23 protein-coding genes are annotated in these 26789 nt (G+C 64.8%); 15 read left to right on the top strand and 8 right to left on the bottom strand.

Annotated elements, in window-relative coordinates; all coding sequences use genetic code 11:
- Positions 1-216: 216 nt before the first annotated feature.
- The 14 genes from AC1DJB_RS13210 (at position 217) to AC1DJB_RS13275 (ending at position 15863) form a co-directional block, all read left to right on the top strand.
- Positions 217-696: a hypothetical protein gene (locus AC1DJB_RS13210; protein WP_476910471.1), complete on the top strand. Its 480-nt coding sequence runs from the start codon at positions 217-219 to the stop codon at positions 694-696.
- Entirely contained in the window at positions 689-1771 is a 1083-nt protein-coding gene (locus tag AC1DJB_RS13215; RefSeq protein WP_476910472.1) for a CHAP domain-containing protein, read from the top strand. The genes AC1DJB_RS13210 and AC1DJB_RS13215 overlap by 8 nt, the downstream gene beginning before the upstream one ends.
- 5 nt (positions 1772-1776) lie before the next feature.
- Positions 1777-2292: a hypothetical protein gene (locus AC1DJB_RS13220; RefSeq protein WP_476910473.1), complete on the top strand. Its 516-nt coding sequence runs from the start codon at positions 1777-1779 to the stop codon at positions 2290-2292.
- A gap of 50 nt (positions 2293-2342) precedes the next feature.
- On the top strand, positions 2343-3539 hold the full coding sequence (locus tag AC1DJB_RS13225; RefSeq protein ID WP_476910474.1) for a MinD/ParA family ATP-binding protein: 1197 nt from the start codon (positions 2343-2345) through the stop codon (positions 3537-3539).
- An 11-nt stretch (positions 3540-3550) separates the two neighbouring features.
- Positions 3551-3895: a hypothetical protein gene (locus AC1DJB_RS13230; RefSeq protein ID WP_284750791.1), complete on the top strand. Its 345-nt coding sequence runs from the start codon at positions 3551-3553 to the stop codon at positions 3893-3895.
- A gap of 3 nt (positions 3896-3898) precedes the next feature.
- On the top strand, positions 3899-4681 hold the full coding sequence (locus tag AC1DJB_RS13235) for a hypothetical protein (protein WP_476910475.1): 783 nt from the start codon (positions 3899-3901) through the stop codon (positions 4679-4681).
- Positions 4668-6464: a hypothetical protein gene (locus AC1DJB_RS13240; RefSeq protein ID WP_476910476.1), complete on the top strand. Its 1797-nt coding sequence runs from the start codon at positions 4668-4670 to the stop codon at positions 6462-6464. Before AC1DJB_RS13235 ends, AC1DJB_RS13240 begins: the two co-directional genes overlap by 14 nt.
- 45 nt (positions 6465-6509) lie before the next feature.
- Positions 6510-8075 carry a hypothetical protein gene (locus AC1DJB_RS13245; protein WP_476910477.1) on the top strand — a complete coding sequence of 522 codons (1566 nt, stop codon included), beginning with the start codon at positions 6510-6512 and terminating at the stop codon, positions 8073-8075.
- Complete coding sequence (locus tag AC1DJB_RS13250; protein WP_476910478.1) at positions 8072-9772, top strand: ATP/GTP-binding protein; 1701 nt, start codon at positions 8072-8074, stop codon at positions 9770-9772. The genes AC1DJB_RS13245 and AC1DJB_RS13250 overlap by 4 nt, the downstream gene beginning before the upstream one ends.
- Complete coding sequence (locus AC1DJB_RS13255) at positions 9769-11460, top strand: type IV secretory system conjugative DNA transfer family protein (RefSeq protein ID WP_476910479.1); 1692 nt, start codon at positions 9769-9771, stop codon at positions 11458-11460. Before AC1DJB_RS13250 ends, AC1DJB_RS13255 begins: the two co-directional genes overlap by 4 nt.
- The gene (locus AC1DJB_RS13260) at positions 11457-12134 is read left to right on the top strand and encodes a hypothetical protein (protein WP_476910480.1); all 678 of its coding nucleotides are present in this window, start codon (positions 11457-11459) and stop codon (positions 12132-12134) included. Before AC1DJB_RS13255 ends, AC1DJB_RS13260 begins: the two co-directional genes overlap by 4 nt.
- A gap of 408 nt (positions 12135-12542) precedes the next feature.
- Entirely contained in the window at positions 12543-13595 is a 1053-nt protein-coding gene (locus AC1DJB_RS13265) for a PDDEXK nuclease domain-containing protein (RefSeq protein WP_476910481.1), read from the top strand.
- A 162-nt stretch (positions 13596-13757) separates the two neighbouring features.
- Complete coding sequence (locus tag AC1DJB_RS13270; RefSeq protein ID WP_476910482.1) at positions 13758-13892, top strand: hypothetical protein; 135 nt, start codon at positions 13758-13760, stop codon at positions 13890-13892.
- 336 nt (positions 13893-14228) lie between these two features.
- The gene (locus AC1DJB_RS13275; protein ID WP_476910483.1) at positions 14229-15863 is read left to right on the top strand and encodes an ABC transporter substrate-binding protein; all 1635 of its coding nucleotides are present in this window, start codon (positions 14229-14231) and stop codon (positions 15861-15863) included.
- 83 nt (positions 15864-15946) lie between these two features.
- On the opposite strand, the gene AC1DJB_RS13280 is transcribed toward AC1DJB_RS13275, so the two are convergent.
- Entirely contained in the window at positions 15947-17074 is a 1128-nt protein-coding gene (locus tag AC1DJB_RS13280; protein WP_476910484.1) for a glycerate kinase, read from the bottom strand.
- A complete protein-coding gene (locus AC1DJB_RS13285; protein ID WP_476910485.1) occupies positions 17071-17550 on the bottom strand; it encodes a GNAT family N-acetyltransferase in 480 nt (159 codons plus the stop codon). Before AC1DJB_RS13285 ends, AC1DJB_RS13280 begins: the two co-directional genes overlap by 4 nt.
- Positions 17551-18024: 474 nt before the next feature.
- Here AC1DJB_RS13285 and AC1DJB_RS13290 point away from each other — a divergent pair, with 474 nt between their 5' ends.
- Complete coding sequence (locus tag AC1DJB_RS13290; RefSeq protein WP_476910486.1) at positions 18025-19278, top strand: MFS transporter; 1254 nt, start codon at positions 18025-18027, stop codon at positions 19276-19278.
- A gap of 39 nt (positions 19279-19317) precedes the next feature.
- Here AC1DJB_RS13290 and AC1DJB_RS13295 read toward each other — a convergent pair whose 3' ends face one another.
- The 6 genes from AC1DJB_RS13295 to AC1DJB_RS13320 all read right to left on the bottom strand — a co-directional run bounded on the left by AC1DJB_RS13295 (position 19318) and on the right by AC1DJB_RS13320 (position 26740).
- A complete protein-coding gene (locus tag AC1DJB_RS13295) occupies positions 19318-20376 on the bottom strand; it encodes an ABC transporter ATP-binding protein (protein WP_476910487.1) in 1059 nt (352 codons plus the stop codon).
- Positions 20373-22433 (bottom strand): dipeptide/oligopeptide/nickel ABC transporter permease/ATP-binding protein, encoded by a 2061-nt coding sequence (locus AC1DJB_RS13300; RefSeq protein ID WP_476910488.1) that lies wholly within the window; start codon positions 22431-22433, stop codon positions 20373-20375. The genes AC1DJB_RS13295 and AC1DJB_RS13300 overlap by 4 nt, the downstream gene beginning before the upstream one ends.
- Positions 22434-22440: 7 nt before the next feature.
- Positions 22441-23418 (bottom strand): ABC transporter permease, encoded by a 978-nt coding sequence (locus AC1DJB_RS13305; protein WP_476910489.1) that lies wholly within the window; start codon positions 23416-23418, stop codon positions 22441-22443.
- Positions 23419-23578: 160 nt separating this feature from the next.
- Positions 23579-24775, bottom strand: a complete 1197-nt coding sequence (locus AC1DJB_RS13310; protein ID WP_476910490.1) for an iron-containing alcohol dehydrogenase — start codon at positions 24773-24775, stop codon at positions 23579-23581.
- Positions 24768-25904 (bottom strand): phosphonopyruvate decarboxylase, encoded by a 1137-nt coding sequence (gene aepY / locus AC1DJB_RS13315; RefSeq protein WP_476910491.1) that lies wholly within the window; start codon positions 25902-25904, stop codon positions 24768-24770. The genes AC1DJB_RS13310 and aepY overlap by 8 nt, the downstream gene beginning before the upstream one ends.
- Positions 25883-26740 carry an isocitrate lyase/phosphoenolpyruvate mutase family protein gene (locus tag AC1DJB_RS13320; protein WP_476910492.1) on the bottom strand — a complete coding sequence of 286 codons (858 nt, stop codon included), beginning with the start codon at positions 26738-26740 and terminating at the stop codon, positions 25883-25885. The genes aepY and AC1DJB_RS13320 overlap by 22 nt, the downstream gene beginning before the upstream one ends.
- Positions 26741-26789: the final 49 nt, after the last annotated feature.

A 26789-nucleotide genomic window follows, 5' to 3' on the forward strand; every position in this document is an offset into this window, starting at 1 on the left:
AGAGCTTAGCGCATAGTTAAACTATGCGCTAAGCTTGTCATACCGATCGACCTGTTTTATGACGGGTTTGTTTCGCACAGCCGATGGGATGGGTCTCGTTTGGGGGATGTGACAAGAACATACCGGCGGTATGGGAGAGACTTTGCCCGGTTCCAATCGATGGATTTTGTCGGGACCGACTGGTAGGGAGTAATCGTCCGGAGCAAAGGGGGAGTGATGGAGATGGCAAGTTTGTTGCCTTTCGGGGTGATGTGGCCGGCAACACCGTTCCTGTCAGACCGTGCTGCCGCCGAACGTGAAGGGTTCGCCGGATGGATCAACAGCCTTGACGTCCCGGAAGACCATCGGAAGGTCCTGACTGTCATGTTGGGGATGATCGATGACAACGAGCTGGTGTATGGCCGCTGCGCCGGTGTGACGTCCGCGGCCGAGGTCGCGCGCCGTGCCGGTGCCCTGGGTGATGTTGAGGCGGTTCTTGGGGAGTTGGTCAGTACCGGGAATCTGACCCTGCATCCTGCGGCGGAGGTCTTCGGAGACAAGCGCCCTGGTGTCGTTTTCCGGCTCCGCCGCCCTGATGTGGTCCTGACGGTCGAGTCGGCTGGTCAGCTGTGGATCGCTGACGCTTGGCCCCGGAGGAGTGTTGCCGCCATCCCGCTGACACGAGCGCTTGCAAGAGAACGGGCCGGCAATGGTTAAGGCCGCTGGTGCTGCGCTCGGAGCGATTCTGGTTCTTGTCGTTGGTGTTGTTGTCGTGCTCGATGACAACAACACCGACACCCCTGTTGCTGCCAGCGCCTGCTCACCGCTCGTTGCTGCAGCCGGACGGGCGTCGGGATCCCCGGCGCCGGATGGGAACATCGCCGGCTATTCCGGAGTGCAGCTGGAGAACGCGGACAAAATCATCGCCGCCGGCAAAGCGCTGGGCCTGTCCGCGACGGGCCAGACCATTGGGGTGATGACCGCGATGGGCGAGTCCTCCCTGAAGGTCCTGGACTACGGGGATGGCCCGGGTCCCGATTCGCGGGGATTGTTCCAGCAGCGGGCCAACGGCTCGTGGGGTTCGTATGCGGACCGCATGGACCCGACGATCAGTGCAACGAACTTCTTCAAAGCACTCCAACGGGTTTCCGGGTGGGAGTCGCTGCCTCCGACAATCGCGGCGAACCGTACCCAACGCAACGCGGACCCGTATCACTACGCCCCGTTCTGGGGACCGGCAACCGAAGTGTATTCGGCAAGGTCCGGGGGCACCGTCCCGCCATCCGGCTGCACGAGCAATGCCGGCACGGTGGGGGAGGGCGACGACTACCCGGACGCGGGTAAACCTCACTGCATCATCGAAGCCGGTTACACCTGCCCTGACGGCAGCCTGAACACTGCGACCTCGTTCTATTTCCGGGAGTGCGTGGACTTTGCCTGGTATCGGCTGCTGCAGCAGGTGGGCCCGGGTGCGAAGGTCACGCCGGGATCCATCGGGGCCGGGAACGCGGTGACGTGGAAGGCCGCCTGGGACCGGCAGGGCTGGCCCACGAGCAAGACGCCCGTCGTCGGGGCGATTGCCTGGTTCGATGCAGGTTTCCAGTCTCCGGATCTTTACACCGGGCCCATGGGGCACGTGGGCGTGGTGAAAGCAGTCATGGGGGACCGGATCATCATCGAGCAGTACAACGGCATGGCCCCGCCCAATGACCACCGGTATTCCACGATCGAGGTTCCCGCTGGCTTCGCCAGCGCCTACCTGTACATCCCGAGCAAAGCAGATCAGAGGTAACCACCATGCTGCACACCACCTACAGGGTCGCTGCCGCGGTCGCCGTGGCCGTCGTTTTGGCCGGCTGCGCTTCCACGTCACCGGCGAGCGACCCGGCGCCTGCCCGACAGGCCCAGGCTTCATCCGCTCCGACGGTGGGCGAACACCCGCAGGTCGCCCCGGATGCCCCCGCGGCGTCTTCGGTTGCCTGGGACCAGTCGTCCAAGGCCGCAGCTTTGGACGTGGCCACCAAGGCCATGACCCTGTACGCCCGCCCGTCGGTGGGGGAGGAGAAGTGGTTGGCCGATTTGAAGCCGCTGTTCACCCCGGCCGCGGCGGAGGACTACGCCTATGTAGACCCCTCGCTAATCCCGATCAGCACCTTCGGCGTCGGGGATCTATCGATCGACGAAAGCAACGGGTACGCCGTCCTGGCACGGTTCGGATCCCCGGCCGGGACCTACGGTGTGCAGTTGCACCGCACCGGCAAGGACGCCCCGTTCAAGGTCGTCCGTTTCGTCGTCCCGGAAGGTGCCAAATGAGCACGGCGCCGGGAACCCACCATCACTCATGCATGAAAGGAACGATTTCGATGAGCACGAACTGGCAGGGGAGTGAGCGGTCCAGCCGTTCTCCCATTAATCTGACCGAGCCCTACACCGAAACCGAGGGCGAGGCCGCTGCTGCTGTTCCGGAGCCGGAGCTGAAGGTTGTTGTGCCTGCGGAGCATCAAGCCCCCGCTGCTGAGGAAATCCCGTCAATGATGGTTGACCGGTCCGAGACGGAACCGCTGGTGCGCGGCCGGCGGAGTGCGGCGATCCTTCGCAAGGAGAACGTCGATGACCAGCTGCCTCCCACCACCGGCTGGCAGGCATTCCTGCGGGCGGTGAGCTTCGGATTGATCAGCCCGAAGGTCGGAGCCGCGGAACTGGCCCGCCGTTCCGATATCGCCGCGATCCAGCGGATTTACTCCCGCCCGATGAATATCATGGTCGCCCAACCCTTGGGCGGTGTCGGGAAGACCACGTGCAGCATCGGCCTGGGCTCGACCTTCGGGATCCATTCCGCGCTGCAGACTCTGGTGTGGGACAACAACGAGACCATGGGAACGGCCGGTGTCAGGACGAATTCCAACGACTCGACCCGCACGGTCTGGGATTTGCTGCGGGTGTTGGAGTCCTTCGAGACCGTACAGGCCCGCAAGGGCGAACTGAGCTACTACACCCGGCACCAGGGCAACAACGGCTTCCACGTTCTGGTCTCGGACGAAGACCCGGACCGCATGAAGTCCATCGGCGTGGAAGAGTTCAACCGCCTCCACACGGTGGTGGCGAGGTTCTACGACACCATCATCGTGGACACGGGCAACAACACCCGTTCAGCGAACTGGCTGGCAGCCGTCGAGGTGACGGACCAGCTGGTCATCCCGACCACACTCAAACGCAACGCCGTCGTCTCGGCCCTGAGGATGATCGAGCAGCTGGAATCGATGTCCGACCACACCGGCAATCCCCGTTACAAGGACCTCGTGGCCAACGCCGTCGTTCTGGTCACCCAGGGCGCGGGCTGGAAGGAAGCCACCGCGGAACAGAAGAAGCTGCGCGAAGCACTCAGCGCTGCGGTCCGGACCGTTGTTGACATCCCCTACGACACGGCCCTGGATACCGGGTCCATCATCGACTGGCAACTGGTCGGCGACCCGGCCAGGCGCGCGTTCGAGCGGGCCTCCGCCGAGATCGCCAACGGCCTCCTTGCCGTCGATGCCGCTGCCGCCCCCACCGCCCGCTAGGAAAGAAGCCCATGTTCACTGCCTTGAAATCCGAAATCATCATCCGCTCCGCGGTGCCCTTCGTAGACAACCCCCTGGATTGGACGAAGCCGAACTTCGACGTATTCGGCGTGAAGTTCAAAAACGCCGCTTCCCTCATAATCGGCGGCATCTGGGGCCTTGCCTTGGTCCTGGTCGCCGGAGCGTTCCTGTGGAACCTGGCCAAGTGGGGCATCGCCCGCAAGCGCGGGCACACCGATGACATTGCCGATGGTGCCGACGGGGCCAAGAAGACCGCGATCGCGTTTGGCTGCACGGCCGGGGCCGGCGTGATCCTGGGCTTCATCCTGGCGCTCGTCGGCGCGATCGGAGGATAGCCGATGCGCGGACGTTGGAAACTCCTGATCGCCGTGGCCGTTGTCATCGTCGCCGCTGTCGCCTCGGCGCTGATCATGAGCCTGCGCCCAGGCTCCCCGGCCCCGGGAGGCTCACAGTCCGGTCTTGGGCCGTCCGGGAAGCTTGGCTTCCCGGTCTCCCAGCTCGCAGTCGGCCAGGGCGGGACGAAGACCGCAGCCGACGGGAAAACCCCCATCGGCTACGACGGGTCCTGTGAGTCCGCAGCCCAGGCAGCCGCCAACTACCTGCCCCTACGGGCTGATTTCAACGCGAAGACCTGGGAGACCCAGAAAAAAGCCCTCCTCCAGGTCAGCCTCCCCGGCCCGCAGAAGGACCTTGTCATGCAGGTGAACGATGGGAATGCGGCGAACAAGGCGTACCAAGCCGCCGGCTTCGACGGCGGCTGGCTGCAGCGCTTCGATGTGAAGTCCGGCGGTCTCTACCGGGTCGCCTCCTGCGAGGCAAGGATGACTGCCCTGATCCAAGTCTTCTCCGAAGTCATGGTTGCGCAAACGAAGACCGCACCAAGAGTGGTCTTTCTGACTGCGGCTGTCGAGCTGGCCTGGGACGGGGACTGGAAGTACGCAAATGCCTTCCAGCCTTCCGAAGGTCCAACGATGAACGGCCGACTGAAAGACGCCGGCCCCGGATTGCCGGACGACGGGATCACCCAGAATCCGGCAGTACTGACCGCTAAGGATGTCGATGTGCTGTTCCGAGGAGTCAGCCGTGAGGGGTGGGTTGAGTATGCGAATGCTACGCGCTAGCCGCATCAGGGCCGTCGCATCCTTCCTGGTGGTGTTTTTGTGTTTCGGGGTGGTGGGCGCGCAGGCTGCCCACGCCGACGATGGCCAACCTGCCGTGGGCCAGACGCTGAACGCGGACCAAGCGAAGAGACTGGCCGGCCTGCCGGCCGACCAGCGCAACGCCATCCGCGACGACATGAACAAGCAACTCGCCAAAAGCGCGTGCGCCAATCCGACCATCTCGATGGCAATGATTGGTGCGGATTGCGAGCAGGTCGCGGCCGCCGCGTACGGGACGTTCCTGACGACCCCGGAGCAGGCCATGGCCTTCAACACCAAGACCGATGGTGAAAAGTTCTGTGTCGGGCTGGCACAGGTCAAAGCTCCCATGACGGCCGTTGGATCGTGCTCTGCCGGTGCCGCCTTCAGCAAGGCTTTGCCAGTGTTGGGTGCTGCGACGCGGGTGGCGTTGCAGTTGTCTCCGGGCGGGCAGTTCGTGTTGGGCACGGTGGACACGGTGGCGTTCATTGCGAACGCGAAGGACGGGTTTGAGAAGTTCTCGAACACGGTCAAGGACGAAGCGGTGAAGTCCACGAACGAGGTGATGAACAACCTCCTGAAGACCTCTGCACTGTCGATGGACGACGAGTTCCGCAATACCTGGGCAGCGTTCGCGGCCGTCGGCATCGTCGTTCTGGCACTGATGTACTTCAAGCTCTGGAAAGACGTCTCGAACGAGGACGTGGACCTTGAGGAAGCCCGGAAATCGTTGTTCTGGTACGGGCCCTTGTCGATCATCCTGGTGCTGTTCGGGCCGGCGATCGGGTACCAGCTCAATTCCTGGATCAGCGGGTTGACCGAGGCGGTCACCGGCTGGACCGCAGGGCATATTGCCACCTTCATGGAGGTCATTGCCCGATTCGCTTCGTACCAGTCCAACGGCGTGTTCGGGCCCTTGGTCGCGGTCGTCGTCTATGGACTGTTGTTCCTGGGCGCGTGGGGGCTGCTGGCGATGTTCTTCCTTCAGCCCTTTGCGCTGTACCTGATGGGGGTGGGTATCGCGGTGATGATCGGCTTCATGATCCATCCCGAGTACCGGCAGCGGGTGGCCAAGACGGGCACCTTGTGGATTGCCGTCGGCTTGTCCAAACCGGTCCTGGTGCTGCTGATGGGGGCGGTCTTCACCTTCATTTCCACCCGCCCGGCCTTCCAGGGCGGCGGCACCGACGATGCGATGGTCAACGCGGCCAGTGTGTTCATGGCCGGGTCCGCGATGCTGCTTCTGGCTTTCTCGCCGGCGCTGCTGTTCAAGTTCGTTCCGCTGCTGCCTTCGTCTGCGACGGGTCTGGGCGCTGGCCGCGAGTCCGTGGCCGGCGCGGCGATGGTTGCCGGGGCAGGTGCCGGTGTTGATGCGCTGATCCGGAACCGCCGGATCGCCCACAACCGTTCCGCTGATCCTGGGACCAACAGGGGAACTTCGACGCCGTCCACCCCTTCCGGGAACTCCGGCAGCTCTGTGCAGGGAACGGAGCCTGGCGCGGACGGTCGGAACATCGGCCAGCTGCAGCGCGATGCCAGGACCGGCAGGAGCGGCTCCGGACAGGACGGTGCCGGGCAGGAAGGGGCCGGGCAGGGGCGGAGGTCCGGTGCCGGGGCTGTGGTCCGGGGGTCCGGGAAGATCGCGGCCGGCGGGGCGGCGGCGTTCCTGCTGGCAGGCCGGGAAACGGCCCGTCAGGCGGGGCTGCGCGGGAAGCGGTCGACGGGCTCGATGGTCCCGGATACCGACCACATCAGCGGCCGCTGACAGCGGCCAAAAATGATTCTTTTTCGAGCGGGAAGCGGGTAAGTCATGGCACGGATGGTGGTTATCGGCGGTGAGGTCGGCGGCCGCGGGTTGTTCGGCGGCAAGCGGACGCCTCCGGAATGGGCGGGCCTGGGCGTCGCTGTCCTCGTCACGGTCATGGTGTTGCTCTCGGCCGGGCCGATCTCGGTGCTTTCGCTGCTGGGCGCGGCAGCGGTGCTGCTGACCGGTGTCGTGTTGACAACACCGAACAAGTTCTCCGGGGACCGGTCCCTGGGGGCGTTGTTCGTGGAGGCCCGGCACCGGAAGCATCGCCGGCGCAAGGGCACCGTGAACTTCACCCCGGTGAAGGACCGCCCGCAGACCCGGCGCGTGAAGGCCCCGAAGTCCCGGCAGGAAGAGGCCGACGAGCACGGCATGATCGACGTTCCTCTCCGGCACCGGAACAACGCACCGTTGATGGTCGGCAACGTGCGGCATTTCGTCTACGACTCGCCGGAGGGGCCGATGGTGATTTTCCGTCACCAGGGCAAGATCAAGAAGCCCTACTACACGGTGACCTTGGAGACGCTGGGCACGAGCTCGGGGATCCGCGAAGAACACCGCGAAGATGCCGGGCACATCGCGCACGGGCTGATGCTCTCCCGGCTGGCACGCCGGCAGCACCTGGTCAGCCATGTCCAGTCCCTTGCCCGGGCGGTGCCGGTGGACTCCGCGGATCACCTGTTGTGGATCCACCGGCGCATCCCTGCCGGGGTCCCGAAGGTGTTGTTGAAGTCCTATGGAGAGTTGTGCGATCTTGTGCAGTCCAGGGCCGAGCAGCACCGCAGCTACGAGACGTTCCGGATCCCGGTCTCGGAGAAACTCTCCCGCAAGGCCCGCGCCCTTGGCCCGGGAGATCTCGGATACGGCAAGGCCATTTACCAGGAAGTCCGCTCGGCGATGTCCCAGGCCGAGATGATGGGCTCCGTTCAGGCCTTCCGGCCCTTGGCGCCTGAAAACATGGCGGCGTTGCTGCGTCACCTGCAGGACCCGGGCTTCGACATTGACGACACCGCCGGCGCGGACCTGATGGACTGCTGGCAGCACCTGGACGGCGCATCCTCGCCCAATTCGGTCATCGTGAACGGTTCCTGGCACACCCGCACCGGGTATGTCCCGGCCGCTGCGTTCAGTCCCGAGGCGATCCCCGTCCAGGCGTTGAAGGCCGTGATCAGCGGAATCCAGCCGGCCGTGGTCCACAGCGTGTCCGTGGTCATTGAACTCCAGGATGCGCGCGCGGCCCGCGGAAAGGCCCGCTCACACGCGGCCATGGACCGGGCCCGGGGCAAACAGGTCGCCAAATCCGGTGTCGTGACCGACGGCAGCGAGGAGGTCCTGCTCAACGCTTCCCACCAGCGTCTGCTGGACCTGAAACCCGGCTCCGGGCACCACGGCGCCGCCTACGCCCTGTACATCTCCTACTCGGTCGAGCACGAGGACGAGATCCTGGGCACCGCCGACATCATCGAGGCCGCGGCCGCCGATGCCGGGATCGAACAAATCGACTGGCTGGATCAACGCAATGATCTGGCCCTGATCACCACCATGCCTTTCACCAGGGGGATCCGATGAACACCACCGACACCACACCCCAGCCGGACGCGGGAACCACCGACGCGGTCAAGCGGTTCCCGCTGCCGTGGGCTGTTGCCCGGAAGTCCCGGCGCAGCATCCGCGCGGCCGCGAGGGCCGAAACCCGGGCCGGACAGAACCGTGCCGCGCACGTGAGGCCCGAGGGTCTGGAACGGGCCAAGAACGGCAAGACGACACAGAACGCCAAAACGACACGGAACGGCAAGGCGGCGAAGAAGCGTGCCCGGAAGGAGGCCGCCGCTAGGGAGCGGGCCGAGCTGGACGCGTCCAACAATCCTCTGCGGTGGCACCATGAGCGGGCATGGAAGTTCGCTTCCACGCTCGGGTACTACGATCCGGCCGCCCCGGGGATCCTGTCCTCGACCCGGCAGATGGAATTCGCGCACATGGCCATTGCCTCGCCCCCGACATCGCACCGGGGTCTGCTGTTCGGGGTGGACGCCGGGTCCGGATGGATGATCGTCCACGACGTCTTCAGCTCGTACGGCGAAACCCTGGAGTCCCCGAACGTCTGCTACATCGGCGATCTGGGGCAGGGAAAGTCCTCGGCGATGAAGACCTGGGGCGTGCTGCGCCAGCTGATCCTGGGCCGGCGCATCGTGGTCATCGACAAGAAGTACCAGCTGGACATCAGGGCCGGTGAATACACTCCGCTGGCCAGGGCACTGGGCGTGAGGCCCGTGAAGTTCCGGATCGGCGGCGGCGGATCCCGGATCAACATCCTGGATCCAAGGATCGCGGCCCGCCTGGATGAAGAGGACCACGACAGCGGGACGGCGGCCGAGACCCCGGCCGGGCAGTCGATGCTGCTGCGGGCCGTCACCGAGGAAGCCCTGGAACGCCGCCTGACGCCCAAGGAGGGCAAGGCTGTGCGCATGGCGCACCGGCAGGCGCTGGCCTCCGTCCGCGGAACGGGACGGGACGCTGACATCCGGGATGTGCTGGCGGCCCTCTACGCTCCGGATGCGACGGCGGCTGCGGACGCGAACCTGACCGTGGAGCAGCTCAAGGAGTGGGGCCTTGATCCGGCGTTCGAGCTCGAACGCATGATCGAAGATGACCTGGCCGGGCTGATCGACGGGCCGACCAGCCCGGACATCGAACTCAGCGGCGGGCTCACGGTCTTTGACGTGTCCCTGCTCCCCGAGGACGGTCCGGCCCTGCCCCTGGTCATGACGATCATCAACACCTGGCTGGCGAACACCCTGTACCGGCAAAAGACACCGGTACCGACCACTTTGCTGATCGAGGAAGCCTGGCACACCGTGCAGGGCTCGGTCGCGAAGGTCACCCGCCGCAACACCAAGCTCTCCCGCGCCTTGTCGCTCTCCTGCCAGTTCGCGTTCCACCACATCTCCGACATCCCCCAGGACAGCCCGGCGATCGCGATGCTCAAGGAATGCGGAACGGTGTTCCTCTACAAACAGGGGAAACGTGAAGACGCCGTGGCCTGTGCCAGGCTGTTCAACCTCCCGCCCGGGTCCGCGGACGACATCGGCAAGCTGGCGAAGGCCACGTGCCTGATGAAGATCGGCTCCTTGGATCCGTTCGTGGCCATTCACCTGCGCAGCCCCCTCGAGGTGGCCCTGACCGACACGGACAAGGCCATGAAGTCCGCAGCCACCCTGGACCTCGCCCAGGACCTCACCGAACGGGAAGAGGAGAACGTCGCATGAGCACGCCGGTTTCCTCCGAAACGATTCTGATCCGGATCCTGGCCGGCAGTGCGGCCGTGCTGCTGCTCTGCGCGTTTCTGGCCTTGCAGCTCGGGGAGGTCTTCACCCCCACCGGCACGATCTCCTGGAACCCGGCGGAGCTGGGGGCAACCGTCAGGGCCGGCCGCTTCCACTGGCCTCCGGCGTCCACCTGGATCCTGGTTGTCCTGCTCCTGGCCGCGTTCCTTGGGGCCCTCTGGTTGTCCATGACAGTCTTCGGCGCGAAGCCTGAAGACAACGGCCTTCCCCGGTACAAGGACCTGGAGCACCGGATGGGCCGCAAAGCAGCCCTGAAGCAGGCCCGGCAAGCCCTCACCTTGCCCGAGGACGCCTCCGGGGAAGACATCATCGTGGCCCTGTGCAAACTGGACGGGGAAGTCCTGTACGTCCAGCACGAAGACTCGATGTGGGTCTACGCGCCCCAGCGATCAGGCAAGACCCTGTGGCTGGCAGTCGGCATCGTCGTCGATGCCCCCGGCCCGGTGCTGACCACCTCGACGAAGATCGACCTGCTCCAGCTCACGGCCCTGCGCCGCCGGGAGCAGGGCACCGTCGAAGTGTTCGACCTGCAGGACATTTCCGGGTGGCCTCAGTCGATCAGCTGGGATCCGGTGGCCGGCTGCGAGGATCCTGATGAAGCCCTGGCCCGCGGCAAGGCCTGGGCCGGGGCGCAGCCCATGGGGGATGTGAAGAACGGCGACTGGTTCAACAGCAAGGCCGCGGCCGTGCTCGGCCGTTTCCTGCACGCTGCGGCACTGGACGGCGGAGACATCGAAGACGTCGTGCGCTGGTCCAACAACTTCTCCGACCCTGAGCCGATGGAGATCCTGCGCGAGCACGGAGCACCGGCCGCGTTCGCCGCCCGTTTGCAGGCACTGACGTCTTCCCGGGCCGGGGAAACCGTGGACTCGATCCAGGAAACCCTGGCCGGGCTGCTGGAGCCGTTGTCCTCACCCAAGGCGCTGCGCTTCCTCATACCCGAACAGGGTGAAGGGTTCGACGTGGAAACGTTCCTTGCCGGCGCGAACACCCTGCACCTGGTCACCGACGGGGAAGACTCCCCGGTGGCCCCGCTCGTGACCATGTTCGCCGACCACATCTTCCGCAAGGCCCAGAAGATCTCCCAGGGCCGTTCCGGTGGCCGGCTCTGGCCGGTGTTCACCATGGTCCTGGACGAAGCGCCGAACGTGGCCGCGTTCCCGAAGATGGCAGCGGCCCTATCGGACTCCGGCGGCCGCGGGATCCGGATCGTGGGCTTCAGCCAATCCTTCGCACAAAACCGGGCGCGCTGGGGCGTCGAAGGCGCGAAGGCCATCCGCGGCACCTCCTCGATCCGGATATTCCTTCCCGGGCTGGAAGAAATCGACGAGCTCGAATCCATCGCCAAAGCGGCAGGCCCCACCACAAAGACCCGTACATCCACGTCCAGGGGCCGCACCGGCACCTCCACGACCATCAGCGAGGAAGAGCGTCCGGTGATCCTGGCCCACCAGATCCAGCAGCTCGACAGGGGCCAGGGGTTCATGCATTACTCCAACCTCCGGCCCGCCGTCGTTGACCTGATCCCGTACTGGGACCGACCGGACGGTGAGCAGATCGCCCAGGACCGCAAGGCCGTCGAGCGGATGACCGGAAGGATCAGCGCGTGAGCCAGGACCCGTACGACGGCCCTCCGCTGCCCGATGACGAACCGGCACCGGACGAGACGACACCGCCGTTCGACGACGAAGGCCCGGGCTCAGGGCCGGGAACCCCGCCGGACCGTCTTCCTCTGGAGGACGGTCCGGCGGGCGTCGACGCTGACGGGGTGCTCCCGTCCCCGGAAGAACTGCTCCTGGAGCACGACGGGCGGATCGGCGTTCTCCGTACGGACGTCAACGAACTCGCCGGGGTCGTGGCGGACCTGCTGGCGAACCCACCCAAGGGCAAACCGGCCCCGTGGAACTGGAAGCACCTCAACGGTTCCGCCGCGGCGAAACTCCTGACCGAGCTGCGCGGATGGGTGGACTGGTACAACGACCGGTACGGCGTCGCGGCCGATTCAAGGATCCCCGGCTGCTGGTACCGGCACGCGCCCGTCGTGGAAGAACTCACCGGCGTCTGGGTCGCCTGGCGTGCCGCCTACTACGGCCACACGACTCCGTTGGATGCCCCGGCGTACTGGCACGAACGGATCCTCTGGCCCACCTTCGACCGGATCACCAAAAGACAATGGGGGATGGTGAACTGCATCAACGGCCACAAAGACCCCCGACCCCAGCAAACACCCTCCACCGACAACGGATTCGACGAATTCCTCAACGCCCTCGGACAGGAAGAGTAAAGGAATCCATCACGAACGCCACCGCGGTGGCTGACCACGGAAGAAGCAATGTCGGCACCGGGTACCAGGGTGCCGGTCACGACGGGATTACGAAACCAAGTGGCTGATTGGGGAGGATGCATGAAGATGCTGCAAGGCCTGCGCTGTGTTGGGCGCCGCTGGCCTCGGGATGGGCGGCATTGGGGTCAACCGACTGGCAATTGAGAATCAACTCTCAATTGCGCCGCAGGCTGTGGCACATTTGCCGGTCCTGCCATTCGTCACCGGTGGTGGGCAAGGGATGAATGAAGGTTTGGGCGGTCCGAGTGACCGAAGGGCGCAATTGTCCAGACAGTGTCTGGACAATTGAATCCGGGCTGTCAGTGGAATTGAATCCGGGCTGTCAGTGGCCCCCGATAGGGTGGAATCATGACCCAGATCGAGCCGGACCTGCCGCGTGACTACACGGCTGCACTTATGTCCCTCAAAGACCTTGTGCGCCACGCGCAATTCAAGGCCCAGCGTGTGGTGAACAGCGCCATGATCGAGCTGTACTGGAACATCGGACGAACGATCCTGGACCGGCAGGCCAACGAGGCGTGGGGCAGCAAGATCCTTGACAAGCTGGCGCGTGACTTGCGGTCGGAGTTCCCGCACATGAGGGGCTTCTCTCGGACGAACGTCTATAACATGCGTGCGTTCGCGGCCGCATGGACCGGTCCTGAACCAATTGTCCAGACACCGTCTGGACAATTGAGCTGGAGCCACAACGTCACGCTCCTGAACAAAATCAACGACCACGAACTGCGACGCTGGTATGCCTCCAAAGCCGTCCAAAACGGCTGGTCCGTCGCGGCCCTTGAACACCAGATCCTCACGGGCCTCCATACCCGCACCGGAGCAGCACCGAACAATCTTGAAGCGCGCCTCCCGGGCGAGGGAAGTGACCTGGCCCGGGCCGTGGCGAAGGACCCCTTGGTCCTCGATTTCCTGGGGTTGACCGAAGAATCCCAGGAACAGGCCATGGAAGAAGCCATGACCTTGCGGATGGCCCAGACCTTGGCTGAGTTCGGTCCAGGGTTCGCGTTCGTTGGCCGGCAACACCATCTCGATGTTGACGGGGACGACTTCTTCATCGATCTCCTGCTGTATCACGTCCCGTCAGACCGTTACGTGGTGGTCGAACTTAAGGCCGGGAAATTTAAGCCTGAGCACCTGGGGCAGCTGAACTTTTACGTCGCAGCGGTCAATGACATGCTCCGTCTTCCGCGGCAGGCTGCCACGGTCGGCATACTTGTCTGCGGTTCCCGGAACGAGCGAACGGTCCGCTACGCACTCGATGGTTCCGCCCAGCCACTCACGGTAACTTCGTACACCTACGAAGCCCTACCCGCCGATGAACAAGCGACCCTTCCGTCTCCCGCAGCAATCACTGCCGCCCTGGAACACGACCCGACCGACGACGCGGGGGTCAGAGGCTGACGAGCAGAACCGGAAATCGAGTCAGCTCTGCGAGTCAGCACGTCCACTTGGCTGAGCAAGCTGAGCATAGGCTTTGAGCATGAGGGTAGCCAAGACTGACGTCATCGCCGGACTGCCGGCACCCGTAGCCCGCAGTCTCGTCCGGCTCTTCAGGGCCGGCCAGTGTTCCAGGACGCCGCCGACCTCCTTCTCCAAGACCACGGACTCGGCGACGCCAGAGCTGTGTTCACTTCGCTCGAGGCTGCCGGATACCTTGAGCAGGTCGATTTTGATTTCGACGACGACTACATCTGGTGAGTGGGAAACGACGGCGGACGCCCGCTGACCAAGAGGAACGCACAACAGGAGCGCGCTGTCGGTGCTGCTTGCACTGGGCGCTCACTCAGACGCGGGATTTCCAAGATGTGCTCGAAGGTGCTCGAAGGTCCTCAGGATGACGCGGAGGCAGCATGTTTGAGTGATTGCACCTGCCATCCGTTGACCTATTCATTGTGCGATTGATATTGTCAAATCTAACAGTTGATACATTTTGCGACTGACATATTCGAATCAAGTCGTTTGTGGGGATGCGACAAGGCCACGACGGGGTGCGCGATGAGATTGATGAAGCTGTCCAAGAAGTTCGTTGTCGGCATGAGCGTATTCTTACTCCTGGCGCTGAGCGCATGTGGCGGGGGAGGTGCCGGCCAAGGAGCTGGCGGCTCGAACACTTTGAAGATGGCTGCGGGTGCCACGGGGCCGTTCACGTCCCAGTTCAACCCGTTTCTGCAGGCGTCGGGAAGTTCGAGCGGGTATTCGGGGCTTTTGATCTATGAGCCGCTCATGTTGGTCGACTACGTCAAGGACGCCACCAAGCCCTGGTTGGCGCAGAGCGCCAAGTGGAACAAGGACGGCACGCAGCTGACGATTGACGTGCGTCCGGGGGTGAAATGGTCGGACGGCACCCCGTTCACGGCTGATGATGTGGCGTTCACCTTTGAGCTGATGACCAAGTTCAAAGCGCTGAACTTCAACGGCTTGCCCGTCAAGTCGGCCACGGCGGCGAGTCCGACGCAGGCCGTGGTGACCTTCTCTGCTCCGGCTTTCCAAACCCTTTGGTACGTCACGGAACCGGTCCAGAAAAAGCAGTGGTCTTCCGTCCCGGATCCTGTGACCTACGCGAACCCGAAGCCTGTCGGCACTGGGCCTTTCATGCTCAAGAGTTTCACTCCCCAGGTGATCACTCTCGACAAGAATCCTTCCTACTGGGATGCCGGCAAGCCGGCGGTGGACAGCGTCCAGTACCTTGCCTACGACTCGGAGAGCAGCATGGTCGCCGCCATGCAGGGAGGTCAGGTGGATTGGATCGTGTCGTCGAATACCGATCCCAAGCAGATCACACAGCACTCGCCTTCGACCTTGGCTTCATGGGCATCGACGTTCGGGGTTTCCATCTACCTCCTGCCCAACGCGACCACGGCTCCGACCAATGACGCGGCGGTCCGGAAAGCGATCAGCCAGGCTATTGACCGGCCTAACCTTGCGAAGCTGGCATTTGGTCCGGGCGCACAACCCGTCCAGTCTCCGACGGGGCTCGACGGCGCCGGGGCCTCGGGCATGATCGCGGACCAGTACAAGAACGTCTCGCTGGGCAGCGGCGACGCCTCGGCTGCGAAGCAGACGCTCCAGGCCGACGGGTACACCCTGGGTTCGGACGGATACTTCGTCTCGCCCGATGGCAAACAGCTGGCACTGACGCTGACCGTTCCGACGACGAACCCGTATGGGGACTGGGTCCGCGCCGGGACCCTGATGACCGAGAGCCTCAAGGCTGCCGGCATCAAGCTGACCGTCAAACCCGAATCGCAGCAATCCTGGCGTTCGGATGTGGCCCTGGGCAACTTCCAGCTCTCCATGCGGGCCGCCGGCGGCGCCGGTTCCCTCTATGACAACCTCAGCAGGCTCATCTCCCAGCCGGTGCCTGCCCCGGGAAAACAAGCGGTGGTCAACTGGGAGCGCTACAGCAGCCCCAGGGCGGGGGAGCTTCTGAACGCCATGGCTTCCTCGGAGAGTTCGAGCCCGGCCTTCAAGCAGGCTCTGGACGGCCTCCAGTCGCTCTTGGTGGATGAGGCACCGGTCATTCCGCTCGGCAACCCATCGGCAGCTGGGGTTTGGAGGACCGACGCGTTCACCGGTTGGCCCTCCGAGCAGGATCCGTATGGGCTTCCGACGGCGAACAAGCCTTCCGTGGTCGACATCGCGGCGCGGTTGGCCCCTGCCCGTCACTGATACGGCGTCGCTGACGGTGGTGCCCCGTGTTCCGGCGGCTGGACGGCTTGCAGCGTCCAGCCGCCGACGCATGGCCGGATGGGCTAGGTCAGCTTCGATGCCCGGGTTGCCAAGAGGCGGCCCGCTTCTTGAAGCCATCGGCCAGGATCGTCGAGCGCGGCGGCGGTTGACCCGGCCAGCTCGACCAGGCTCCACGATGCGATGATGCCGTGCCTGGCAAGCTCTGACGGTGTCAGCTCAATGCGGCCGGCGACCACAACGGTTGGAATCCGATGGGCAGCGGCGCGGGCCGCGAGGGCGAGGGGGGCCTTGCCGAAGAGGCTCTGCGTGTCGAGGGATCCTTCGCCGGTCACGACGAGGTCGGCTTCGTCCAGCAGTATGTCGATCTGCAGGAGATCCAGTACCAATTCGGCACCGTCAATGCGTCGAGCCCCCAACGCCGTCATTGCCGCGAAGCCGATGCCGCCGCTGGCTCCTGCGCCCGCTTCAACGGCCGTGTTGTGTCCGGAGCGATCGATGAGATCCGCCCATCGGGTGAGTCCGGCCTCGAGGAGCTCCACTTCCCGGGCCCCTGCCCCCTTCTGCGGGGCGAACGTCTTTGCTGTTCCCGTAGCTCCGAGGAGCGGATTGCGGACGTCGATGGCCACGGAGATGTCGACCTCCTGCAGCCGCGGATCCAGGGTCGACAGGTCTACGCCGAGTATCCGGGAGAGTGATCCGCCGCCGGCACTTCCCGCGTCGGGCGGGGAGAATTCCGCGCCTAGCGCGTGGAGCATGCCTGCTCCGCCGTCGCTGACGGCGCTGCCGCCCGTGGTGAGGATGATTTTGCGGTGCCCGGCGTCGAGGGCGCCTGCGATCAGCTCTCCGACTCCGGTGCTCGTCGCCCGCAGGCAGGTCTCCCCGGTGTGGATGGGTACGTGGTGCGCGCCCGCCCCCTGGGCCACCTCGACATATGCGGTGCCGTTGTGCGCAGCCCACGATGCCGGGACCGGATATCCCAGCGCGCCGGTGACGATGGTGTGGTGTATGTGGGCGCCCAAGCGTTCCAGGACAGCGATGGTCCCCTCGCCGCCGTCGGCGATGGGGCACTCGACCGTCGTGCAATCCGCGGGTGCCGCGGCGATGCCGGCGGCGAGGAGGCGGGCGGCATCGGTGGCCGAAAGAGATGACTTGAACGCATCGGGTGCGACGAGCACGCGGACGGGTTTCATGGCAGGACCAGCCGCAGTCCCTCGTGGCTGCGAATGAAGCCCAGCCGCGCGTAGAAGCGGTGGGCATCGACTCGCCTCTTGTCGGATGAGAGCTGGACGACGCTGCAGCCTTTGAACCTCGCCCGCTCCACGGCCCACCTCACCAGCGCCGAACCCGTTCCGCGGCCGCGTTGGCTCGTCGCAACCCGCACTCCCGACAATTGGGCCCTGAGAGCAGCGTTCCAGCTCAAAGTCGTAAAGAAGACGAGTTGGAGGGTGCCGATCACCTCCCCGCTCTCGTCGGTGGCAACCCAAAGCTCGTTGCAGGGCTCCCCGGTAATAGCCTCGAACGCCCGCAGGTAGCTTTCTTCGGTCGCGCCCGGCAGGCTTTCCGCTGGTCCGAGTGCGTCGGATTCGAGGAGTTCGATGATACGAGGGAGGTCCTCGGCCCGGGCGAGCCGTACGGTAGTACCGCCGAGTAGTTGTTGCTGATCCATTCGAGACTCCTACTACTACCTTGGTTGTAACACCAATGATAAGCTAGATGTAGCAGAAATCGAACTTCAGATGTATCAATCGTTTGTTCCATCCGTGTCCATTGTTATTCATGTAGTGGCGGCGGCCTTCGCTAGGCAGGTGTCTCTGGCTCGTTGGGTGGGGGTGGTCCGGGTCGAGGCGAAGGAGGAGGATGTGACATCGATGCTGGTTCGGTTGCGGGTTCGGCTGCATGTCTATTTGGAGAAGCAGAGGGCGGATCGGGAAGCGCGCGAGGCGCAGTGCCGGCACGACGGCACGGGCCCCAGATGCTTTGCCTGCATCAACTACGCCCACATCTATGACTGATGGTTTTCGGCGCGACTGCGTGCTGCGGGTTGAGGATAGGGAGTTGAGTTCGACTGTTAACGCCACGACCTCCTCGAGGAGCCAGCCGCCCACCGGGGAGGCGCCCGTCGGCAGCGGGCGGCCCGTTCGTGGCCCTTCGCTTCGGGAACTACCGTCTTTTTCTCGCAGGCCAGCTCCTGTCGGTTTCGGGAACCTGGACTCAGCGCGTCGCCCAGGACTGGCTCGTCCTGGATCTGAGCAACGGTTCGGGCGTGGCCCTCGGTCTTGTCTCGGCGATTCAGTACACACCCATGATGTTGCTGAGCTCCTGGGGAGGACTCCTTGCGGACCGTTATTCCAAACGGCTGCTCCTTGTCATCACGCAGTCGCTGCTCGCCCTTACGGCCGCGGCACTCGGCCTTCTCGCTCTCACCGGGCAACTCGCGCTCATGCACGTCTACGTCCTTGCCGGAGTCATGGGCATTGCAACCGCGTTGGACAACCCTACGCGTCAGTCGTTCCTCATCGAATTGGTCGGCCGTGACCATCTTCCGGCAGCGGTGGGACTGAACTCAGCCACGTTTAACGTCTCACGCATGATCGGGCCCGCCATCGGCGGGGCCCTGATTGTGCTGGTCGGTGCCGGTCCCGCTTTCCTTGTCAATGCCGCATCCTTCCTGGCAGTCATCGCATCCGTGGCGCTGATGCGACGCGAGTCGCTGTTTGTCGAGCCCCCCACGGTTAAGGCCCGAAGGCAAATCCGGGCCGGGTGGGCATACATCTTCCAGGACCGGCGGGTCGGGGCCACGCTCGGGCTCGTCTTTGTCACCTCGACCTTCGCCATGAACTGGCCGGTGCTGCTCGCTCTGAGTGCGAGAACCCGGTACGACACCGGAGCCCAGGGCTACGGGGTCCTCCTCACGGCCCTCGCAGCCGGGTCCATGGCCGGTGCGCTGGTCTCCGCCTGGCGGGGAAGACCCCGGTTCTCCTACCTCGTGCTGGTGACAGCAGCATTCGCGCTCACCGAAATCGCGTCCGCTTTCATGCCGAGCTACGGCTGGTTTGTCGCCACCTTGGTCCCTCTGGGTTTTCTCGCCCTTAGCGTCAACACAACTGCGAATTCGCTGATCCAGGTGGTCACACCCTACGAACTCCGGGGCCGGGTGATGTCCGCATTCGTGATGGCCACCGCGGGAGGAACACCTCTCGGAGGACCGATCCTGGGGTACCTCTCCGAACGGTTCGGGCCTGCTTCCGCACTCGCCTTCGGAGGCTCGGCGTCGGTTCTCGTGACCTGTGCCGCGGCAATCGCTGTCCGAAGGGCCCAGAAACCGGATCCGAAGGTGGCGGACTCGCCGGAACCGGAGGCCACGGGCGGCCTGAGCACGAAAGACAGCTTCTGAGCGTCAGCTTCTGGTCCCCATGCTGGTTCTAAAGCTCAGTCAGTGCAAAGGAACCCGTGGCTCGGTGGCCGTTTCCGGGGTGTTGAGCCAGCAGCGCACGTCGTGACCCTCGGCGTCCACCGTGGAGACGGCCGGCATCTCGGTCGAGCAGACCGGCATCGCGTAGGGACAGCGCCGGGCGAAGGGGCAGCCTGTCGGCGTGGCTGCCGATGCGGCGCCTCCGCCTTGGCCGATCCCTGCCACTTCCGCCGCGTTGCGGCCGCGCCTGGCAGGGTCAGGCGCTGACTCGATGAGCAGCTGGGTGTAGGGGTGGGCCGGATGCTGGGTCACGCTTTCGCTCGGGCCCCGCTCCACGACGTGTCCGCGGTACATCACCAGGATCTCGTCAGCGAAGTACCTGGCAGAGGCAATGTCATGGGTGATGTAGAGGATGGCGAGCTCCTGCTGTTCCTTGAGCGTTGCGAGCAGGTTCAGGATGCCAAGTCTGATTGACACGTCAAGCATTGAGACCGGTTCGTCCAAGAGCAGGACGGAGGGCGACGCTGCGAGTGTCCGTGCGATCGCGATACGCTGCAACTGCCCTCCGGAGAGTTCGTGCGGATACTTGTCCAGGAATTGGGAAGCCGGATGGAGCTGGACCGTGGAAAGAAGTTCGTCCAGTTGCTCTTCGATGCGCTGGCGGCCGGAGCGGACTCCGTGTAATCGGAGCACCCGGGTGAGCTGATAGCGGATGGTGTGGACCGGGTTCAGGGACGCGAACGGATCCTGCAGGAGGAGCTGGACTTCGCCGACATAGCGGCGCCGCTGGCGCCCCGTGCGGGGGTGCACGGGTTTCCCATGCAGTCGCACTTCTCCGGAGGATGCCGGGAGCAGCTGCGCCAGGAGCCGGGCGACGGTGGACTTTCCGGAGCCGCTTTCTCCGACGAGCGCGACGGTTGACCCGGCACAGAGGGTGAGGTTGACGGCGTCGACGGCCACGACCTTCCGTTGCCCGCCGACGGCTCTGCTGAGATTGAAGGTCTTGCCGAGACCGGTCGCCTCGAGCACGGGTTTCTTGCTGTTCTCGGTCATGGGAAGCACGTCGATTCCGGCGTTCATCTGGGCAACTCCTCTTGGACGAGAGCGTCGACTGGACGCAGCTGTAGGGTCTCATCAACGTGGTGGCAGGCAACAAGCCTCGCCTCGCCGCCGGTATCGCTGGTTGCGGGTTGGCCGGCCTGATCAGGCAGGGAAAGCAATGGCGGATCTTCCTGCCGGCAGATGTCTGTGGCGAGCGGGCACCGGGGGTGGAATGCGCACCCGGTCGGGATGCTGCGCAGGTTTGGTGCGGCGCCGTCGATCGCGGCGAGCTTCCTCCGTGGACCGCGAAGGACCGGGAACGAGAGCAGCAGGCGGCGGGTGTAAGGGTGTCGTGGCTGGTGTTGGATCTGGGCTGCGTCACCAAGCTCGACGAGCTCGCCCGCATACATAACAGCGATCCTGTCTGCGATCTCGAGCAGCAGGGACAGATCGTGGGTAATGAAGATGAATGAGCTGTCCAAGCGGGTGCGTAGGTCCATGATGCAGCGGATGATGTCGCGTTGGACGACGACGTCCAGAGATGTGGTGGGCTCGTCCATGATGACGACAGCGGGATCGAGTGCGAGTGCCATGGCGATCATGACGCGCTGGCGCTGCCCGCCCGAGAGTTGGTGCGGGTAGGAACCGAGACGGGACCGGTCAATTCCGACGAGCTCAAGGAGTTCTCCGACGCGTGCTTCCTGGTCAGCGGCCGCCATCTTCGGCCGGTGGGCCCGGATGGTGTCCTCAAGTTGGGTGCGCACGGTGAGCACCGGGTTCAGGGAGTTCATGGCGGCCTGGAACACGACGGCTGTCTCTTCCCAGCGATAGCGGCGAAGTTGTGCCTGGCTCGCGGAGAGGACATCCAGCGGGGGGAGGGAGGATCCGTCCGTGGCGCGTCCGAAGTACTTTACGGAACCGCCGACAACTTCACCCGGTGCCCGGAGCAGGCGGGTCACGGCGAAGGCCAGGGTCGATTTGCCCGATCCGGACTCACCCGCGATGCCGAGGACCTCTCCCCGGCGCAGGGTCAGATCCACGCCCCGCACGGCCGGAAGCGCTCCGTGCGCGGTCTGGTAGTCAACGCGGAGCCCGGTGATTTCCAGGACGGAGTTCCCGCTGCGGGAAGGGGCTGCGGTCTTCTCTGCGTCGTGGTCCAGTTGGATGAGCCGGCGCGTTAGGCGCGACCGTTCGCGTGCCGTCTTGACCCGCCCGACGCCGCGCAGCCGGGGGTTGACGACCTCGTCGATTCCCAGGTTGATCAAGGCAAGCCCCATGCCGACAACGGCGAGACAGAGTCCAGGCGGCACGAACCACCACCAGGCGCCGGTCAGGAAGGCGTTGCTTGCTTCCGACCAGCGCAGCACCGATCCCCAGCTCCAGCTGGCGACGTCGCCGAGTCCCAGGAACGCCAGGCCCGTCTGGACGATGATGCCGGAAAGGACGCTGAAGAGGAATCCCGTGGCGATGATGGCTGTCTCGTTTGGCAGGATCTCGAACCAAACGATGCGCCAGGCCGGCTCCCCGGCAGCGCGGGCGGCTTCGACGTAGTCACGCTTGCGGATGGACATCGTCTGTGCGCGTAGCTTGCGGGCGCCGTGGGACCAGGCCGTGAGCGCGATGACGGCCGCCGTGACGACCCAGCTGACATTCCCGAGATAGGCGATGATCAGAATCTGCAAGGGAAGCACGGGTATGACGAGGAAGATGTTAGTGCCCAAGGACAGGAGCTCGTCGGCAGAGCCCCCGAGGTATCCGGAAGTGATTCCGACAAGAATGGCGACCGTCTCGCTGATGAGCGCGGCGAGGAAGCCCACCTCAAGGCTGAGCCTGGTGCCGGCGAGGACCTGCGAGAAAACGTCCTCTCCCAATGCCGTGGTACCGAGCAAATGCTGGGAGGAGGGCGGCACGAGGACGTCCGGGCTTGTGGCGGAGGGGTCGTAGGGGGCGATCCAAGGCCCGATGACCGCGAGCACACCAAATACAGCGAGGATCGCTGCGCCGACCAGAACTTTGCGGGAGCGGAGCCAGTGGCGCTTTTTGCGGCGTGGGCGGGTGCTCGTAACGACTTTTGTGATTTCGACTGCGGATGTCATTTGTGCCTCACGCGTTCCGGGTACGGGGGTCTAGGACGAAGAACGCCACATCCGCGAACAGGTTCGCGGCCAGGACGGCGAACGTCGTGACGAGTAGGATCGCCTGCAGCAGCGGGAAGTCCTGGTTGCTCACGGCCTGGAACATGACGTAGCCGATGCCCGGGAAGGAGAAGACCTTCTCCACAAGCAGGGATCCGCTGACGACGAGGCCAAGTTCCATGGCAAAACCCGCGACTGCGGGGAGGATGGCGTTCCGGGCCGCGTAGTTGAGCATGACCCGTTTCGAAGAGAGGCCCTTGGCCTGCGCTACGACGACGTAGTCCTCGGAAAGGGTTGTCACCATCATGTTGCGCTGCATCAGCATGTGGCCGGCGAGTGAGCCGATGACGATGGTCAGGGCCGGCAGGATCGAGTGGTAAAGGAGCGTGCCGATGAAGTCCAGGCTCAAGCTGGGCGGAATTGACGGGTCGTACCCGCCGCTCACCGGAAACCACCCGAACCCGACGGCGAAGACCGCAACCAACAGCAGACCGACCCAGAAATGCGGGATCCCGCGCAGAAATGCTCCGATAGGCAGGACCGAATCCATCCACGTTCCGCGGCGCCATCCGGCGATGCAGCCCAGGAGCGTCCCGAGCAGAGTGGCCACGAGGGTGGAGACGCCGAGCAGGCCGATCGTCCACGGCAGGCTGTCTGCAACCACCGAGGAAACAGGGGTCGGAAAGTAAGTGAAAGAAAGCCCGAAGTCTCCGTGGAAGAGGTTCTCGATGTACACCACGTATTGCTCGAAGAGACTCTGGTTCTTATTGAGGCCGAAGGCGGCGGCGAGTGCTTCGCTGGCCTGCGGGGAGAGCTGGCCGTTGAACCGCTCCATGACAGCTTGCACCGGGTCCCCGGGCATGAGCCTGGGGAGGATGAAGTTGATAGTGATGGCAGCCCACGCCGTGACGAGATAGAACGCTAGGCGTCGTGCGAGGAAGCGCATGTGCTGCCCTCTTTCGTTCGCGGTCGCGACCGTTGACGCTGGCCTCGACTCTGATGACCTTTGACGTTTCCAACAAGCCGAATACCCTCTTATACGAGGCGGATCTATCAGCTGTTAGTTTTTAAGCCTAACCTAACCTAACTTCTTCTTGAAGGGTCGGTCAAGCGCTTCGTGGCATTTTGTGCTGAAGATTGTCGGTGGATTTCCCGCCGAGGCGCCCGTCCCACCCGATGTGGCGGATTGCTTCCGCCGGTTCGATGGGGAGCGGGTGTGTCGCCATCCGTGACCGGACGTTGAGTCCGGCGTCGACGTACTCCTCAAGGGCTGAGCCGTCGAGGGAGGGCAGCGTGACAAGGCGGGCGCTCCGGGCTCCGTCGAGGTGCCTCCTGAGCGACTCCACCACGGCGCGGGTCGCCTCGTCCACGGTCTCTGGCTGACGGGCGCTGGCGTGGGCCTCGATCCACGACATGCTTGCCGCGCACGCGAAGCCGTGGGGAACACCGTATTCGGCGGTGAGATGGTAGGCGAAGGCATGGGCCCCGGTTGTGCGGGTCTGGGAGATCGCCACGCCGGCAACTGCTGCCGCCAGGAGGAGCAGGTGCCGGGGGGAGTCGGAGGCCGGCGAATCGTCCGCCCAGCGGATCCCCGGGGAAGGTGGGGCGCTGTGGGTGAGGTGGCGGAGGAGGTGGTCCCGGGCGGCGTTGGCGTATACGCGGCTGGAAGGTGTGCTGGCCAGGCTCCAACCGGATTCGATCGCATGGCATACGGCATCCAGGGCCGCAGCGAGGCTATGCCGGTCCGGGCATGTCAGGGTGAGCTCGCCGTCAAGGACGGCAAGGTCGGGGCGGCATTGCGGGAGGTCGAGGGAGACTTTGGCCGATCCGCGGTACAGGGTGGCGAAAGGGGTGATCTCCGCCCCGGTTCCTGCCGTCGTTGGTACAGCGACAAGGAGCGGTGGTTCGGCCCGCAGCGAGGAGGTGTTCCCCTGCAGCCCGGAGTCCAGGAAGCGGGGATCGGGTTTGAGCAGGCGGGCTGCTTTCGCCTGGTCGATGGCAGAGCCGCCGCCGACGGCAAGAACCGTGTTCGGACGGAGCTCCTCGATCACCTGTGAGAGGTCCAGGGCGTCATCGACGGAAGGATTGGGCCGTATCAGTCCATATTGGTGCGCGCCGTGACGTATCAGGGAAGCAATGTCCGGGATGTCTTCGATGGTCCGCCGGCTTGCGACGACAAGTACCCGGCGGGGGGAGCGGCCAACGATCTTGCTCAGCGCCGAGGACGCCCCGCTACCCTCGAGCAGCTGCGGTGCGCGTCCAAGCTTCGACGCGGTGAACAGAAGTCTCTGGAGGTCATGCATGGCTGACGACTGCCGTATCTGGAATTGTCGCGCTGCGCATCCGCTCCGCGATGTGCGGCAGGGACAGGGATGCGCCGGCGCGTTGCGGGGTTTCCCTGACCGTTCGCCCGGCGCGGACGCGGATGAAATGCGGGCCGGGGGTCAAGGCGGCGGAGGCGAGCCGTTGCTGCAGGGACTCCAGGGTGTCCACCGTGGAGGTGGCGTGATACCCGCTGGCTCTGGCGACGGCGGCGAGGTCGGTGGTTCCGGACGTGCTCTGTTGTGATCCGGTCGACTCGTATCCGCCGTTGTCGATGACTACGTGGACAAGATTGGCCGGCTGCTCGGCGCCGATAGTAGAGAAGCTCCCCAGGTGCATGAGCGCGGCACCGTCGCCGTCGAGCACGATGACGGTCTTCTCCGGCACGGCGGAAGCATAGCCGAGCGCCAGGGATGAGACATGCCCCATCGATCCTTGCATGTAGAAATGCCCCGGCCGGTCCCCGGCATCGTGGAGGTAGCGCGAGGTGTAGCCGGTCGTTGCGAAGATCGCCGCGCCGGGCGGGCACGCGGCCACGACTGCGGAGGCTACCTCTGCAGTGTCGGGGCCGGCCGTACCGATGGCCGGCGAGGCGCCCGGGTGCTGGCCGATGGACCGGTGGGGAAGCAGGAGGAACGCGCTTTTCCCGCCGGAGATTACCTCGTTTGCCTGATCAAGGGCGGGTTCGAGGGATTCGGCGGTAAGCACGGTGTGCCAGACGCCGAGGGCCGACAGTATCGTTTCCGTCGTCTGGCCCATCAGCGCGTGCTGGGGCTCGTCTGCGCCGGTGTCCGGCCAGCCCCGCATACTCACGAGGGCAAGCACGGGAACAGCGTACGGTTGGCAAAGGGATGTCAGGGGATTGATGAGGTTCCCGATCCCGCTGTTCTGGAGGAAGACCGCCTCCCGGCGGCCGGCGAGCTGGGCGCCAGCGGCCCCGGAAAGAGCAAGGCCCTCGTTGGCCGCTGCCCGGTAGCGTCCGTATGCACTCAGGTGGGCGATGGGCCCTGCGAAGGTACTGCAAGGCACGCCGGACCCCTGGTTCCAGCCCCGGACCGCGAGGCCGGAGACGAGGTCACAGCAGGCGATCATGCTTCCAACTCCAGCCATTGGTCCATGCGCTGCAGGTCGAAGATCTCCTTCACACTGGCGATCTGTCCTTCAAGGGCGCTCGAGCAGCCGTCATTGAGCATGATGCTGAAAGCGGACATCATCGCCGTGACAGTGGCCCTGAGTCCCTGGTTGGCGTGGATGACAATCGAGGCTCCCGCGCGGCCGGCGTCGCTCGCGCTCCACTCGTAGTAGGTCGTGGGCACAATGACCACGGGAAGCCGCCCGCTCCAGCGGGACATGAACTCCTCGACCTCGGCGTGGGTCTTGGCTTTGGAGTGGATGAGGATGGCGTCCGCCCCGGCGTCGGCGTAGGCGTGCGCCCGGTCCATGGCCTCGTCCATGCCGGCTCCCGCGATGAGGGCCTCGGTCCGTGCGATCACCATGAAGTCCGGGTCCTTCTGGGAGGCCTTGGCCACGCTGATCTTGTGCGCGAACTCACCTGTGGGGGCGAGCATCTGGCGGTGGCCGGCGAAGCTGTTGACCTTCGGGAAGACCTTGTCCTCGATGCAGATCGCGGCGATGCCGGCCGCCTCGTACTGCTGGACGGTGTACGCGGCATTGAGCTCGTTGCCGAATCCTGTATCGCAGTCGGCGATGACGGGCAGTCCACAGGCCTGGTTCATGGTCCGGGCCGCGGCCAGATAGTCGCTGATACCCAGGAGCCCGATGTCCGGAACACCGTGGGCCGCCGATACCTCCAGCCCGGACGCCCAGACCGCACGGTACCCGGCCCGTTCGGCAAGGACCGCGCCGAGCCCGTCGTGGGCTCCCGCCGTCAGTACAGGGCCCCTGCCCTCTCGGATGAGGCTGCGTAAGTGTGCGGCTTTGGTCACGACGACTCCTTTTTCTACAACGGATATGGAAGCGGCCCGGTACCAGGAC

The sequence above is a fragment of the Arthrobacter sp. 01T428 genome (assembly GCF_056398685.1).